Source organism: Microbacterium sp. ISL-59, assembly GCF_018613945.1.
In the GTDB taxonomy this organism is placed as follows: domain Bacteria; phylum Actinomycetota; class Actinomycetes; order Actinomycetales; family Microbacteriaceae; genus Microbacterium; species Microbacterium oxydans_B.
Map to the genome: position 1 here is coordinate 468,291 of NZ_JAGGPG010000004.1, position 13,981 is coordinate 482,271.

The 13,981-nt window shown below is 68.4% G+C and carries 12 protein-coding genes and 1 tRNA gene; 8 read left to right on the top strand and 5 right to left on the bottom strand.

What is annotated here, in order from left to right; genetic code table 11:
- The first annotated feature begins 71 nt into the window (after positions 1-71).
- Complete coding sequence (gene poxB / locus J7E45_RS15870) at positions 72-1,796, top strand: ubiquinone-dependent pyruvate dehydrogenase (protein ID WP_215070530.1); 1,725 nt, start codon at positions 72-74, stop codon at positions 1,794-1,796.
- Between the two features lie 8 nt (positions 1,797-1,804).
- On the opposite strand, the gene J7E45_RS15875 is transcribed toward poxB, so the two are convergent.
- Both J7E45_RS15875 and J7E45_RS15880 read right to left on the bottom strand, forming a co-directional pair.
- Positions 1,805-4,603 (bottom strand): hypothetical protein, encoded by a 2,799-nt coding sequence (locus J7E45_RS15875; RefSeq protein WP_215070532.1) that lies wholly within the window; start codon positions 4,601-4,603, stop codon positions 1,805-1,807.
- A 24-nt stretch (positions 4,604-4,627) separates the two neighbouring features.
- Positions 4,628-6,451, bottom strand: coding sequence for an HSP90 family protein (locus J7E45_RS15880; RefSeq protein ID WP_215070534.1), 1,824 nt, complete (start codon positions 6,449-6,451; stop codon positions 4,628-4,630).
- Between the two features lie 195 nt (positions 6,452-6,646).
- Here J7E45_RS15880 and J7E45_RS15885 point away from each other — a divergent pair.
- The 6 genes from J7E45_RS15885 (at position 6,647) to J7E45_RS15910 (ending at position 9,970) form a co-directional block, all read left to right on the top strand.
- Positions 6,647-6,719, top strand: a tRNA-Trp gene (locus J7E45_RS15885).
- A gap of 40 nt (positions 6,720-6,759) precedes the next feature.
- Positions 6,760-7,032 carry a preprotein translocase subunit SecE gene (gene secE, locus J7E45_RS15890; RefSeq protein ID WP_029260992.1) on the top strand — a complete coding sequence of 91 codons (273 nt, stop codon included), beginning with the start codon at positions 6,760-6,762 and terminating at the stop codon, positions 7,030-7,032.
- Positions 7,033-7,074: 42 nt separating this feature from the next.
- A complete protein-coding gene (nusG, locus tag J7E45_RS15895; protein ID WP_167634326.1) occupies positions 7,075-8,115 on the top strand; it encodes a transcription termination/antitermination protein NusG in 1,041 nt (346 codons plus the stop codon).
- Positions 8,116-8,397: 282 nt separating this feature from the next.
- Positions 8,398-8,829 carry a 50S ribosomal protein L11 gene (rplK, locus tag J7E45_RS15900; protein ID WP_091027467.1) on the top strand — a complete coding sequence of 144 codons (432 nt, stop codon included), beginning with the start codon at positions 8,398-8,400 and terminating at the stop codon, positions 8,827-8,829.
- Positions 8,830-8,840: 11 nt separating this feature from the next.
- On the top strand, positions 8,841-9,530 hold the full coding sequence (gene rplA / locus J7E45_RS15905; protein WP_017829144.1) for a 50S ribosomal protein L1: 690 nt from the start codon (positions 8,841-8,843) through the stop codon (positions 9,528-9,530).
- Between the two features lie 83 nt (positions 9,531-9,613).
- Positions 9,614-9,970 (top strand): DUF1801 domain-containing protein, encoded by a 357-nt coding sequence (locus J7E45_RS15910; RefSeq protein ID WP_215070536.1) that lies wholly within the window; start codon positions 9,614-9,616, stop codon positions 9,968-9,970.
- A gap of 4 nt (positions 9,971-9,974) precedes the next feature.
- Here J7E45_RS15910 and J7E45_RS15915 read toward each other — a convergent pair whose 3' ends face one another.
- Positions 9,975-10,637, bottom strand: coding sequence for a LysE/ArgO family amino acid transporter (locus J7E45_RS15915; RefSeq protein WP_215070538.1), 663 nt, complete (start codon positions 10,635-10,637; stop codon positions 9,975-9,977).
- Between the two features lie 70 nt (positions 10,638-10,707).
- Between J7E45_RS15915 and J7E45_RS15920 the strand changes: the two genes are divergently transcribed.
- A complete protein-coding gene (locus J7E45_RS15920; RefSeq protein ID WP_215070541.1) occupies positions 10,708-11,652 on the top strand; it encodes a LysR family transcriptional regulator ArgP in 945 nt (314 codons plus the stop codon).
- Here J7E45_RS15920 and J7E45_RS15925 read toward each other — a convergent pair.
- Together J7E45_RS15925 and J7E45_RS15930 are read right to left on the bottom strand one after the other, a co-directional pair.
- Positions 11,591-12,079 carry a MarR family transcriptional regulator gene (locus tag J7E45_RS15925; RefSeq protein WP_215070543.1) on the bottom strand — a complete coding sequence of 163 codons (489 nt, stop codon included), beginning with the start codon at positions 12,077-12,079 and terminating at the stop codon, positions 11,591-11,593. The two genes, J7E45_RS15920 and J7E45_RS15925, sit on opposite strands and share 62 nt — an antisense overlap.
- Positions 12,066-13,802 (bottom strand): DHA2 family efflux MFS transporter permease subunit, encoded by a 1,737-nt coding sequence (locus tag J7E45_RS15930; protein ID WP_215070545.1) that lies wholly within the window; start codon positions 13,800-13,802, stop codon positions 12,066-12,068. The genes J7E45_RS15925 and J7E45_RS15930 overlap by 14 nt, the downstream gene beginning before the upstream one ends.
- Between the last annotated feature and the right edge of the window lie 179 nt (positions 13,803-13,981).

The following is a 13,981-nucleotide window of genomic DNA, read 5'->3' on the forward strand; positions in this document are numbered from 1 at the left end:
ACCTCGGAGAGGTGGTGCGTCCTCCTGTCAACGCCCGAGCCGCCGTCGCTGCTCGGGCGTAGGGTCGAAGCATGGCCAACGTCGCTGAGAACATCGTCAAAACTCTGCACGCCAACGGGATCGACCGTGTTTACGGCATCCCGGGCGACTCGCTGAACGGCTTCACGGACGCGCTGCGCAAAGACGGCACGATCCGCTGGGTGCACGTGCGGCATGAGGAATCCGCCGCCTTCGCCGCAGCCGCGGATGCCGCCACCACGGGGGAGCTCGCGGTCGTCGCCGGCTCGTGCGGTCCGGGCAACCTGCACCTGATCAACGGCCTCTACGACGCCAACCGCTCGCGCGTGCCCGTGCTCGCGATCGCCGCGCAGATCCCCACCACCGAGATCGGCACCGGATACTTCCAGGAGACGCATCCGCAGGAGCTGTTCCGCGAGTGCAGCGTCTACGTCGAGTACGTCGCCGACCCCAAGCAGATGCCGCGACTGCTCGAGATCGCCATGCGCGCGGCCATCGAGGAGCGGGGCGTCGCGGTACTCGTGATCCCGGGCGACGTCGCACTCGCCGACATCACCGACGACCGTGCCGTCGTGATCGAGCGCGCGCAGCCCGTGGTGCTGCCCAACCCGGCGGAGCTCGAGAAGGCGGCGACTCTGCTGAACGCCGCGAAGAACGTGACGATCCTCGCCGGTGCCGGTGTCGAGGGTGCCCATGACGAGGTGATCGCGCTCGCCGACAAGCTGGGCGCTCCCATCGTGCATGCGCTCCGCGGCAAGGAGTTCATCGAGTACGACAACCCCTTCGATGTCGGGATGACGGGCCTGCTGGGCTTCGCCTCCGGCTTCCGCGCCATGGAGGCCGCCGACGCCCTGCTGGTGCTGGGCAGCGACTTCCCGTACGAGCAGTTCTATCCGGACCACGCGAAGACGATCCAGGTCGACATCCGCGGCGCGCAGCTCGGCAAGCGGCATCCGCTCGATCTGGGGCTGGTCGGCGATGTGCGTGCGACGGCCGATGCGCTGCTGCCGCGAGTGGCGAGGAAAGACGACCGCAGCCATCTCGACGACGCGATCGCGCACTACCGCAAGACGAGGAAGAAGCTCGACGAGCTCGCCGTCCCCGCCAAGGGCAACCGGCCCATCCACCCCCAGTACCTGGCTCGGCTCCTGGACGAGCACGCGGCCGACGACGCGATCTTCACCGCCGACGTGGGGTCGCCCACGGTGTGGGCGGCGCGCTACCTCTCGATGACGGAGCAGCGTCGCCTGATCGGCTCCTTCACGCACGGCTCGATGGCGAACGCCCTGATGCACGGCATCGGCGCGCAGGTCGCGCATCCCGACCGTCAGGTGGTCGCGCTGGCCGGCGACGGCGGACTCGCGATGATGCTCGGCGAGCTCCTCACGCTGACGCAGAACAAACTGCCGGTGAAGACGATCGTGGTCAACAACTCCTCGCTGAACTTCGTCGAGCTCGAGATGAAGGCCGCCGGCTTCGTCACGTACGGCACGGGGCTGGAGAACCCGAGCTTCGCGGCGATCGCCGAAGCCATGGGGATCTTCGCGCGTCGGGTCGAGCGCAGCGAAGACCTCCCGGATGCTGTCCGCGAGGTGCTCGCGCACGACGGCCCGGCCCTGCTCGACGTCGTCACCGAGCGGCAGGAGCTGTCCATGCCGCCGGCGATCGAGGCCGCGCAGGTCAAGGGCTTCGCGCTCTATGCGATCCGCACGGTGATGTCCGGCCGCGGCGATGAGCTCCTCGACCTCGCCAAGGCCAATTGGCGCCAGCTGTTCTGACCTGCCGGTCAGCTCTGCACGAGGCCCCGCACCTCGGCCGCCTCACCATGCCGCCCGAGCGACTCGAGGACGTTGCCGAGCTCGAGAGCTGCGACCTGGAGCAGCGGAGGGTGGTCGGCGGCGTGGTCGATGGTGCTGCGGTAGAGGGGGACCGCATCGGCTGAGCGGTCGTTCCCTGCCAGCACGCGGGCGGCGAAGAGTTCGGAGCCGCCGGCCGAGCCGAGGTCGCCGAGCGCGGCGAACCCGTCGGCCGCGGTGAGGGCGGCGGCGACCGCTTCGTCGATCCGGCCGAGCTCGGCGAACGCGCGTCCGCGCGAATCGGTGACGTCGGCGAGGAGCCACTCGGCTTCGTGCTGCTGTGCGAGGGCGGCGACCTCGTCGAAGAGCGCGAACGCGCGCTCGTCTCCGCGTCCGCCGTATGCCTGTCCGAGGCTGTGCAGCACTTCGGTCAGCGCCCCCACGGCGTCCGGGGCTCGGCGTACGGTCTCGGCGGCGGATTCGAGCAGGCCGATCGCGTCGTCGTGCTCGTCGAAGCGTGCGAGGATCTTGGCCTGCTCGGTCATCGACATCGCCTGGTCGGCGTGCTCCTCGGCTTGTCCGAAGAGCTCGGAGGCATAGCTGTGGGCGCCGACGGCCTGGCCGAACTCTCCGGCCGCGCTCAGCGACCGTGCCAGCATCGAGGCGGTCATCGCGCGCGAGCCGGCGGCGACTTCGGCCTCCTCCTCGCGCTGCAGCACGTCTCCGAACAGCTCTGCCGCCTCTTCGGCGTCGCCGACGCGCAGCATGGCCCTGGCGAGTCGGAAGTCCACGCCGGTCGAGTCGCCTTCGCCCTCGCCCGCAAGGCGCGCGGCGAGGCGGTAGCGGGAGACGGCCTTCTCCGGCTCGTCCGCGTCTTCCCAGAGTGCCCCGGCGAGCAGGTGCGCGTCGCCGAGAGCACGGGTCGCGCCCAGCTCGGCGAGCAGCCGGCATACCTCGTCGGCGTCGACCGCGCCTTCTGCATAGCTGTTGCCGCCACCGCGCACCCGAGCCCTGGTCTGGAGCGCCTGCGCGCGATGCCCCGTGCTGAGGTCGTCCTGCGCGAGGAAACGGTCCAGCAGTGCGGTCGCCGCCTCCATGTCGCCCTTGCTCAGCACGGCGGAGATCGCCATGAGGGTCGTGGTGTTGGCGAGGCGCGTGTCATCCGCCTCCACGAAGGAGCGCGCGGCGAGCTCGGCGAGGTCGAGGGCGGCATCCGCTTCGCCTGCCCGCAGGTGCAGTGCGGCCCGGCTGATGGCGAGGTCGCCGCGCGACCAGGCGGGCAGCGACGCCGCATCGGCGATCGCGTCTTCCAGGTCGGCCATCGCCTCGGGCGTGTCGATCCCGAAGGTCGCAAGTCCCAGGCGTTCCTCCAGGTCGGCCTGCTCGTCGCGACCGGCGGCGCGGAGCGCGGCGATGCGCTGGGGAAGCAGCTCCAGCGCCTCATCGGCGCGTTCGAGGGCGATGAGGATCCCGAGACGCATCGAGAGCAGCTGGGCGCGCTTGTCGGGGTCTTCGACCTCGAGGGCACGAGGGAGGGCGTCGAGGGTCTCGTGCTCCGCTCCGAACTGGGCGAGCTGCATGGCGCGCTCGAACCACCCGTCAGCATCCACCGGGGCGGTCGAGGAGGCCGGGGCCACGAACGCGTCCGAGCGGATCGGCACGTCGTACTGCTCGTCGGAGAGGGCGCGCATGCGCGCCAGGCTGCGCGCGTGGCCGTCGGTGCCGTCGCGCTCGTCGAACGCGGCGGCGATGCGGTCTGCGGCCGACCAGGCGGATGCCGCGAGTTCGGCGGCGCTCCAGCGGCCCTCGTGCTCTCCGAAGAACGGCACGAGCGCGGGCGACTCCGCTCCGCGTACCGGGGTGTCGCCGTGGCCGGCTGCGGCGACCCGGTCGAGCGCGACGGCGAGGGCGGCGAGGGCGGCGAAGTGTGCATCCACGTTCAGGCCGTCATGGGCGAGCCAGGCGATGTGCTTCTCGACCAGGGCGAGCGCACGGGCCTCGTTACCGGTGAGCGCGGCGAACACGATGTTGTTGGCGACGATGCGCAGATTGTCGGGGTTGTCCTTGGCCAACCGGTAGCTGCGCAGGTGCGCGGTCTTCGCCTCGTCGAAGCGCCCGGCGCGGAGGTAGGGGAGGAGCACGCGCGAGAGGGCATGCTCGGGCTCTTCTCCGCAGGAGAATCCGCCCTCGATCATCTCCTCCACGAGGACGATGGCCTCCGCGTCACGGTCGGTGTCCGCGAAGAAGCCGGCGATCTGGCTCCGGCCGCAGGCATCGCAGTGGCTATGGTCGTCGCGTGGCGTGGCTTCCAACTGCACGCGCAGTGTCTCGGCCTCGTCCATGCGTCCGGCATCCCACGCGTCTTCGAAGCGGGCGGTGAGCACTCCGCTCACGCCGAGGCCGCCGGCGCGGTAGTGCTTCTCCATGTCGTCGAGCACGGCGGCGATCTGCTCCTGGGAGAACGCCGGCGAGGAGCGCAGAGACGCCGCCATCCACTTGAACTGCCACATCAGGTCGGCGCCGCCGTTGTCGAGGTCGGCGGGGAACCGCTGCGGGTCGGCCTCATGGTGTGCGAGGCACCAGGCGAACGAGTTCAGCATCACATCGGTCGCGCCGCCCATGTTCGCCGAGGCGGTCTGCCGCATCCGGGCCTCGTACTCGAGCCGCTCATCCCCGAGCTCGACGGCCAGCGCCACCGCTTCCGAGACCAGGGCCTGCTCTGCAGGGCCCCAGGGGGTGCGGTCGATCTCCTCGATCAGCTGCTGGAAGCGCTTCTTCGGACGTGCCATGGGGGAACCCTTCGGTGGGATGTGTCAGCGGACGTCGCCGAAGGGGATCTGATCCCCTTCGATGCCGGCCGAGAGGGAGACGAGGTCGGCGAGCGCGCTGGTCATCAGCGCACGGTCGGCGTCGGCGAGCGGATGGTGCCCGGCGAGCAGCGCCTGGATGTACAGGAGCTGCACGGTGCGGGCGAAGACGGCGTCGTCCTGCACGCGCACCAGGGCGCGGACCACCCGGTTCGACCAGTTCAGGCACAGGCGGGCGCGGAGGTCGTCTTCGCGGGCCGCAGACAGGGTCTTGTCGATGCGGTCCAGCACGCCGCCCCACAGTGCGCCGGTGACACCCTTGGTGCGGCCGCGGTCGATCGCGCGCAGCACCTCCGGGTCGGCGACGTAGAGCCCGGCGAGGTCGGGCCGGTCGATCGAGCGCACGACCACCGAGCAGTCGGAGGCGGCGAGAACGGCACCCGCGCGCGTCTCCAGGGCCACGGCGGCGTCGCGGTCGTCGAGTGGGGGAGGATCGAGGCGGTCGAGCTCTCCGGTGACATCGACCTGCTCGACGGTGACGTGCGGGTAGAGCTCGGGCAGCATCCGGATCAGGTCGGCGTCGTAGAGGTATCCGCCGTTGACGAGCACCTCGTCGGCGGGCGAGATGCCGGCCACCTGGCGGAACTCGTCGACGCTCTGCGCGTACCTCACGTGCGGGTAGCGCTCGACGAGATCGCCGATCCGCACCGTGCCGTGCGTGGTCTCGACGGTCAGCCAGCGGGAGATGAAATGGGCCAGTTCCTCGTCGTGACGCACGAGGGATTTGAGTCCGACCTCGTGCACGGCGACGAACTGCGCGAGGCGATGCGGCTCGCTCAGTCCCAGTTCCAGGACCCAGCGGCGGATGCCGGCGCCGAGCTGTTCGCGGACGCGCTCGAGCGCCGCGTCGTCGACGAGCGACTCCCTGCTCGCGGTCGGAGCGAGCCCGGTGGAGTCGATCACGGCGCGGACGAAGAACGCCCACTCGGGAAGCACGTCGTCGACGCGCTCGGAGAGCAGCATCCGTCCCAGGTACATGCGCGTCGCCTGACGTGCACCCGGCGGCGGGGCGAACGGCAGCACGTAGGCGAGGCCGCGGGTGCCGGTGGCGGGCTCGCTCAGCTCGATCACGTCGAGGGGGCTCGCGCCGAGCAGGTCGCGTCCGTACTGCACGGCGGCATCGGGATCGCGGGCGGCGTCGAGGAACGGCGCGTCCCTAGTGATGTCGATGTCGCCGCCGGGGCCGTCGATCGTGACCCGCACGGGCAGGAATTCGCCGAATGTCGTCGCGAGCTCGTGCACGGTGGCGGGGCGCAGCAGCTCGTCGGCGTCGAAGCGCGGCACCAGGTGCACGCTGGTGCCGATGGGGAGCTCCTCGTCGATCTCGGCCACCTGGAACGTGCCGTCGGAGCTTCCCGTCCACTCCACGGACGCACCGCCGCGGGCGCTGCGGGAGCGGATGACGATGGTGTCCGCCACCATGAAGCAGCTGAGCAGACCGATGCCGAACTGCCCGAGGTAGTCGCTCCGGGGAAGGTTGAAGATGTCGCGCTTGGAGCTGCGCCCGACGGTGGCCAGCAGATCGGCCACCTCCGTCGCGGTGAGTCCCACGCCGTCGTCGCGCAGGACGAACTCGCCGTTCTCCGCGGTCAGCGGAGTGATCCGGATGCGTCCGCCGCCGCCGTCGACCTCGCGACGTGCGGTGATCGCGTCGCGGGCGTTCTGCAGGAGTTCCCGCAGGTACACCCGTGGACTGGAGTAGATGTGTCTGCTGAGCAGATCGACCACACCGCGCAGATCCACCTGGAACTGCTGCACCTCAGCGCTCACCGGCGCTCCCTCCTCCTGCATACGCTCGCTGAGCCTAACAAGAACACGCCTTCGCGATCCCGGTTCGGCGCCACCGGATCGATGCCGTATGCTTGTGGGGCAGTTGTTCTCTGCATTCTTTCGCCATGCCTGGGGTCTCCCGATCGCAGTCACGGTGGCAGAGTGGAGAGAGAACCCCGAGACCTCCCGGTCTCTAGGGCGGTAGCTCAATTGGCAGAGCAGCGGTCTCCAAAACCGCAGGTTGCAGGTTCGATTCCTGTCCGCCCTGCGCGTCAGCGCAACGCTGACACACGAAAGGTACATTCAGGATGGATCAGGACGAACCGCGCGGCGAGGTCGTCGCGGCCGGCGCCACCCGCGAGAAGAAGGGCAACCCCTTCTCACGGTTCTTCGGGGGTATCGCCCTGTTCATCCGCCAGGTCATCGCCGAGCTCCGCAAGGTCGTCACGCCGACTCGCAAGGAGCTGTTCAAGTTCACCCTGGTGGTGCTCGTCTTCGTTCTGATCGTCATGGGCATCGTCTACGGCTTGGACACGCTGTTCGCGTTCTTGACGCACTGGGTGTTCGGAATCCCTGGCTGATGACCCCCGCGGCTCGCGCCGCAGCTATGGAGAAGAAACAACGTGTCTGAACGATATTCCGACGACGCCGACTGGGCGACCGCCGCAGAGCAGTCCAGCGAGGAAGACGAAGCCCAGGAGGGCAACGTCCTCGCTGAGGAAGAGCTCTCAGTCACTTCGGCCGAGCACGTCGCGGTCCACGTCGAAGACGAGGACGGCGAAGAAGATGACACGGCTGACATCGACATCGACATCGACGACCCGGAGGCGGACGCGATCGTGAACGACGCTCTGAACCTGGACGAAGCGGCTGAGTCTGAGGCTGCCGCTGAGGTCCTCAACGAATCTGTGGCCGAAGAGGCCGCCGACCTCGACGCGGCTGCGGCCGACGAGGTCACCCCGTACGACGGCCCCGACCTCGGCGCTGATGAAGAGCAGAGCGACGAGGAATCCTCCGACGAAGACGACGAGGACGCCGAGGAAGACCCGTACGAGGCCTTCCGCATGGACCTCCGCATGCTCCCGGGCAAGTGGTACGTCATCCACTCCTACGCCGGTTTCGAGCGCAAGGTGAAGGCCAACATCGAGCAGCGCAAGTCGACGCTCGAGGTCGAGGACGAGATCTACCAGATCGAGGTCCCGATGGAAGACGTGGTCGAGATCAAGAACGGCCAGCGCAAGATGGTCACCCGCGTGCGCATCCCCGGCTACGTGCTGGTGCGCATGGAGCTCACGGAAGACACCTGGTCGGTCGTGCGTCACACCCCGGGTGTCACCGGCTTCGTGGGCAACGCCCACAACCCGACCCCGCTGCGCTTCGAAGAGGCCTTCAACATGCTGAAGTCGCTCGTCGAGGTCAAGGATGCCCCCACGGCCAAGAACATCGCGTCGAAGGGCGGCCTCGCCGTCGCTCGTCCGCTGCCGGCCGAGGTCGACTTCGAGGTCGGCGAGACCATCACGATCAAGGAGGGCTCGTTCGCGGGTCTTCCCGGTTCGATCAGCGAGATCAAGCCCGAGAGCGGCAAGCTCACGGTCCTCGTCTCGCTCTTCGAGCGTGAGACCCCGGTCGAGCTTTCGTTCGACCAGGTCACCAAGATGGTCTGACACCAGTCCTCAAGAGAGCGGCCGTCCCTTTCGGGGCGGCCGTTCTCGCGTTCGCTCCCTTCTCGCGAAGGGTCAGAACGCGCCGCAGCACGTCGGGCGATTGCGGCGTGTCTTGGCTCCTCAGCTCGGGGCGATGCGGCGTTCGTGCTGTGCGGCAGGATCAGGTAGACTTGTGTGGTTTGTGTGCCGCTTCGGCGTGCGCAGAGACGACCACGATCCGGAAACGCCGGATCTGTGGGAGAAGCGGATGCTCCGGCATCCGATTCGATGAAAGGAAAGAGAATGGCACCGAAGAAGAAGGTGACCGGCCTGATCAAGCTTCAGATCAACGCCGGTGCAGCCAACCCGGCGCCGCCGATCGGCCCCGCGCTCGGTCAGCATGGCGTCAACATCATGGAGTTCTGCAAGGCGTACAACGCCGCGACCGAGTCGCAGCGCGGCAACGTCATCCCCGTCGAGATCACCGTCTACGAGGACCGCAGCTTCACCTTCGTCCTGAAGACCCCGCCGGCGGCGGAGCTCATCAAGAAGGCCGCGGGCGTCCCCAAGGGCTCCGCGACCCCGCACACCGTCAAGGTCGCGAAGATCACCAAGGACCAGGTCCGTCAGATCGCCGAGACCAAGCAGGCCGACCTGAACGCGAACGACATCGAGGCCGCCTCGAAGATCATCGCCGGCACCGCCCGTTCCATGGGCATCACGGTCGAGGGCTGAGGAGAATAATCATGGCTACCAAGTCCAAGGCTTACAAGGCTGCCGCCGAGAAGATCGAGGCAGACCGTTTCTACACTCCGACCGAGGCAGTCGCCCTCGCGAAGGAGACCGGCTCGTCGAAGTTCGACTCGACCGTCGAGGTCGCGCTGAAGCTCGCCGTCGACCCCCGCAAGGCAGACCAGATGGTGCGCGGCACCGTCATCCTGCCCCACGGCACCGGTAAGACCGCCCGCGTCATCGTCTTCGCCACCGGCCCCGCGGCCGAGGCAGCGATCGCCGCAGGTGCGGATGAGGTCGGCGGCGCCGAGCTCATCCAGAAGGTCGCCGATGGCTGGACCAACTTCGACGCCGCGGTCTCCACGCCGGAGCTCATGGGCCAGGTCGGTCGTCTCGGAAAGGTGCTCGGACCGCGTGGTCTGATGCCGAACCCGAAGACCGGCACCGTGACCCCGAACCCGGCCAAGGCCGTCGAGGAGATCAAGGGCGGAAAGATCGAGTTCCGCGTCGACAAGCACGCCAACGTGCACTTCGTCGTCGGCAAGGCGTCCTTCACCGCAGAGCAGCTGAACGAGAACATCGGCGCAGCGCTCGAGGAGATCGTCCGCCTCAAGCCGTCGAGCTCGAAGGGCCGTTACATCCAGAAGGGTGCGGTGTCGACCACGTTCGGCCCCGGCATCCCGCTGGACGTCAACTCCATCTGAGTCTGACTCTCTGAAACGCCCCCGGGTCCGCCCGGGGGCGTTTCTGCGTTGTCGCGGAGGGGCGGGGGTGGCAGGATGCCGGGATGGGCACCGTTGACGACTACCTCGAAGAACTCAGCTCCGCGGATCGTGACGCGATAGACCGGGTCTACGCGCTTGCACGGCGGGAGGCTCCGGAGGCCGAGCAGGGGAAGGGCTACGGCATGCCGGCGCTCGTGTACGGAGGCAAGCCCCTCCTGTCGGTGATGCGCGCCAAAAAGCACATCGGCATCTATCCGTTCAGCCCCGATGCCGTCGCGGCGGTGGCGGGAGCGCTGGAGGGGCATCCGAGCGTCAGCGTCGACAAGGGCACCATCCGGTTCCAGCCCGAGCATCCGATCCCCGACGAGGTGCTGGAGCACCTGGTCCGGGCCCGACTGTCGCAGATCGACGGCAGCTGATCCGTCAGCCGGCCAGCACCGGCAGCACCAGGCTGATCGCGATGGCGATCATGACCACGGCGATCATCGCATCCAGGATGCGCCAGGAGCGCGGCGTGCGCAGCCAGCGTCCCAGATACCGCGCACCGAATCCCAGCGCCGTGAACCACAGGATGCTGGCGGCCATGGCGCCGCCGGCGAACAGCCAGCGTTCGTGGCCGTGCGTGGCCGCGATCGAGCCGAGCATCAGCACCGTGTCGAGGTAGACGTGCGGGTTGAGCCACGTGAGGGCGAGCGTGGTCAGGATCACGGGTGCCAGCCGTGTGCGGGTGAGGGTCGCCGTGGGGCCGCTCGGAGTCGTCGCCCCCGAGCCGGCGGCATCCGCTCCGTCCACCCGCAGCTCTTCGCCGCCGCGCCAGGCCCGACGAGCAGCCAGGATGCCGTAGCTCAGCAGGAACAGCGCCCCCGCCCAGCGGGCCACGACGACGAGCCACGGAGCGGCCGACAGCACGAATCCGAGTCCCGCGACGCCGGCAGCGATGAGTGCGGCATCCGACAGGGCGCAGATGATCACGACAGCCCACACGTGCTCGCGGCGGATTCCCTGGCGCAGCACGAAGACGTTCTGCGCGCCGATGGCGACGATGAGGGAGAGGCCGAGTCCGAGGCCGGCGAGAACGGTGAGCATGGGTCCAGCCTAGGAATCACGACCCATGAAGAGAAGCGAAGATTCCTACCGAACCATTAGCATCACTTATGTGAGGATCGACCCGGAACTGGCCGCCACTCTCGCCGCGATCGTCGACGAGGGCACGCTCGACGCCGCGTCCAGGCGACTGCAGATCACGCCATCGGCGGTGAGTCAGCGGCTGAAGACCCTCGAACAGCAACTCGGTCGGATCCTGGTCGTGCGGACGAAGCCCGCGAAGCTGACCGAGGCGGGTGAGGCCGTCGTCCGCTTGGCGCGCCAGATCGCGCTGCTCGAACACGATGCGCTCATCGGGGTGGGCATCGATGAGGACGCGGAGAGCCGGCGGATCAGCATCCCGCTCGCTGTGAACGCCGATTCGATGGCGACGTGGTTCCTCGCGCCCCTCTCCCGACTCGCGGCCGGCCACGACATCGACTTCGACCTGCATCGCGACGACCAGAACTTCACCGCTCGGCTCCTGGAATCCGGCACCGTCATGGCCGCGGTCACGAGCGAGGCCGCGCCGGTCGCCGGATGCTCGGTGTCGCCGCTCGGCGTGCTCGAATATCGGGCGATGGCGGAACCGGGGTTCGCATCGCGCTGGTTCGCTGACGGGGTGACGGCGGATGCCCTGACCGCCGCACCGTTCGTCGACTTCGACCGGCGGGACACGCTGCAGCATGAGTGGCTCCGCGCGATGGCCGTCAGCGAGGCGGGGGTGCCACGACACTACGTTCCGGCGTCCCACGACTATGCGCTCGCTGTCGGGCTCGGGCTGGGGTGGGGGATGGTCCCGCTCCTGCAGGAGTCATCCGGACTCGTCCCGCTGGGCGGCCCGACCCTTCGCGTCCCGCTCTACTGGCAGCAGTGGAACCTGCGCTCCGACCTGCTCGACAACATTGCTGCCGAGATCGCCGTCGAGGCGCGGCGGGTGCTCGGTGCGACGCCCGTCACTCAGACGCGATCGCGTCCGGGCTCGCGCCTGAAGCCAGCGCGTGCAGCAGGCGGGTGAGGCTCCCGATATCGGCGAGGCTCCAGTCTTCGAGCGTGCGGAGCAGCCGGCCTTCCTGAGGGAGCCGCGCGACCGCGAGGCGCTCTTCACCCAGGGGTGTGAGCTGCAGCAGGAAGGAGCGCCCATCGGCGGGATCGGCCGAACGCTCGACGAGATCGAGCTCCTCGAGTTCGCGCACCATCCGGCTGACCTGCCCCTTGTCCAGCAGCATCCGCTCGGACAGCGACGACACCGTGACGGTCTCGCAGCGTGCGATCGTCGTGAAGATCTTGTAGGCGCCCGGCAACAGACCGGGGCTCACGCGGTTGGCGTTCTCCGAGATCACGCGACGGAAATGAGTGATCAGCTCGCCGAACTCCGCCTCGAGGGCGCGGACCGCAGCGGCCCGCGCCTCGGGGGTGTCGGAAGGGTGGTCAGCGTCCGGCATCGGAGGCCGCATCGTCGTGGGCGTCGCGTGTGCGGCCGACGACGGTGACGGTGCCGGTGGTCGGTGCACCGGAGAGCGCCGTGGCATCGGCGATCGCGACGTCTGCCGCGTCGTCGACCGGGGTGGCATCGTCGTCTGCGGCCGAGTCCGCCTTCGCCGCATCCGCCTGCGCCCGCTCGCTCGTCGTCATCGTGGTGAGCGGACGGTTCGGCAGGAACAGGATCGCGATGAGGCTGATCACCGCGAGCGGGATGCCGATCAGGAACGCATGCGAGATGGCCTGCGCGTAGAAGTCCTCGATGATCGAACGCACCGGCTCCGGAAGCAGCCGGACCTCGGGCAGCGTCCCGCTGGAGAGCTGTGCGGCGACGTCGGCGCCCTTGTCGCCGAGCTGCGCGATCGCCGCGCCGATGCGCTCCTTGCCGTCGCTGAACAGACTGGTGAGGCTGTTCGCCAGTACGGCGCCCATGACCGAGACGCCGACCGTGCCGCCGAGGCTGCGGAAGAACGTCACGCCCGAGCTCGCGACGCCCATCTCGCTCGGCTTCGCGACGTTCTGCACGATGAGGACGAGGTTCTGCATGGTCATGCCGACGCCGGCGCCCATCACGAACATGTAGATCGAGACGAGGATGAAGTTCGTGTCGTAGTGCAGCGTCGACAGCATCACGGAACCGGCGATCAGCAGCACGGATCCGAGGATCAGGTAGCCCTTCCACTTGCCGAAGCGGGTCACGAGCTGGCCGATGACCATCGACGAGATCAGGAGCCCCGCCATCATCGGCAGGGTCATGAGCCCGGCCTCGGTGGGCGTTGCGCCACGGGAGAGCTGCATGTACTGCGCGAGGTACACCGAGGTGCCGAACATCGCGACACCGATCGAGATCGACGCCAGCACCGACAGGGTGAACGTGCGACCGCGGAACAGCGTGAGAGGGATGAGGGGCTCGCGCACCTTGAGCTCGACGATGATGAAGGCGATGGCCGAGGCGACGGCGCCGCCGACCATGAGTACCGTCTCGGTGCTCCACCAGTCGAACGTCGAGCCGGCGTTCGTGATCCAGATGAGGATCAGCGACACGGCGGCCGAGAGCAGCACGATGCCGACGTAGTCGATCGACACCTTGCGGGTGCGCTCGGTGCTGATGTGCAGCGTCTTCTGCAGGATGATCAGCGCGGCCACGGCGAAGGGGAGCGCGACGAAGAAGTTCCAGCGCCAGTTCGCGACATCGGTGATCCAACCGCCGAGGAGCGGGCCGCCGACGGTGGCGACGGCCATCACGGCGCCGAACAGCCCCATGTACCGGCCGCGCTCGCGAGGGCTGATGATGTCGGCCATGATGACCTGGCTGAGGGCGGCGAGCCCGCCGCCGCCGATCCCCTGGATGGCGCGGAAGGCGATGAGGGTGTTCGTGTCCTGAGCGAAGCCGGCCGCGGCGGTCGCTCCGACGAAGATGACGATCGCGATCTGGATCAGGAGCTTGCGGTTGAAGAGGTCGGCGAGTTTGCCCCAGATCGGGGTGGAGATCGCGGTCGTCAGGAGGGTCGCGGTGATGACCCAGGTGTACGCGGCCTGGTCGCCGCCGAGGTCGTGCACGATGACGGGCATCGAGGTGGAGACCACCGTGGTGGCGATCATCGAGACGAACATGCCGAGGAGGAGCCCGGTGAGGGCTTCGAGAACCTGGCGATGCGTCATCTTGACGGGGGAGTCCGTGGTCATGCGAGACCTTTCGCGGTCGGAAGGACGGATGCTGCGACAGCTCTGGCGCGCACAAGATGGTTGAACTGCGTCAACTATATGTGAATCGTTGATCTACGTCAACCATTGCGAGGCGACGCGCGGTGCGCGCGATGTGCCTCGGACGTGCGCGAAATCGCCTTGTTCTGCGGGAAGGGGTC

Coding starts and splice junctions, on each gene's coding strand:
- poxB (WP_215070530.1), top strand. CDS start 72: ATGGCCAACGTCGCTGAGAACATCGTCAAAACTCTGCACGCCAACGGG.
- J7E45_RS15875 (WP_215070532.1), bottom strand. CDS start 4,603: ATGGCACGTCCGAAGAAGCGCTTCCAGCAGCTGATCGAGGAGATCGAC.
- secE (WP_029260992.1), top strand. CDS start 6,760: ATGGATCAGGACGAACCGCGCGGCGAGGTCGTCGCGGCCGGCGCCACC.
- rplK (WP_091027467.1), top strand. CDS start 8,398: ATGGCACCGAAGAAGAAGGTGACCGGCCTGATCAAGCTTCAGATCAAC.
- rplA (WP_017829144.1), top strand. CDS start 8,841: ATGGCTACCAAGTCCAAGGCTTACAAGGCTGCCGCCGAGAAGATCGAG.
- J7E45_RS15910 (WP_215070536.1), top strand. CDS start 9,614: ATGGGCACCGTTGACGACTACCTCGAAGAACTCAGCTCCGCGGATCGT.
- J7E45_RS15915 (WP_215070538.1), bottom strand. CDS start 10,637: ATGCTCACCGTTCTCGCCGGCCTCGGACTCGGCCTCTCCCTCATCGTC.
- J7E45_RS15925 (WP_215070543.1), bottom strand. CDS start 12,079: ATGCCGGACGCTGACCACCCTTCCGACACCCCCGAGGCGCGGGCCGCT.
- J7E45_RS15930 (WP_215070545.1), bottom strand. CDS start 13,802: ATGACCACGGACTCCCCCGTCAAGATGACGCATCGCCAGGTTCTCGAA.